Here is a 218-nt window from a genome sequence, read left to right as displayed (position 1 = left end):
GAGTAAGAACAAAGAAAGCCAATGGGTCTCACTATGTGGTAAACACCTTTGGTTTAGTAATGACCCCCACAAAAGTATAGAAAATGCAAAACTAAGCGGAAAACCTATTTGCAAGACCTTTCGTAAGATTGCAGGAATTCCCATGTCTTCGAGAAGAAAACCCGAGGTCGAAGCTCCCTTTAAAATTTACACCGTTGGAGCTGGGGAAATCAAAGAGC

General features: G+C 41.7%; 1 protein-coding gene. It reads left to right on the top strand.

The annotated features are described in order from the left end of the window. A partial coding sequence (locus tag IQR33_RS36075; RefSeq protein WP_228014154.1) for a hypothetical protein occupies positions 1-218 on the top strand: 218 nt, incomplete at both ends.

It is taken from the genome of Vibrio sp. OPT46, from assembly GCF_015163535.1.
In the GTDB taxonomy this organism is placed as follows: domain Bacteria; phylum Pseudomonadota; class Gammaproteobacteria; order Enterobacterales; family Vibrionaceae; genus Vibrio; species Vibrio alginolyticus.
This window is presented reverse-complemented; position numbering and strand designations above follow the sequence as displayed.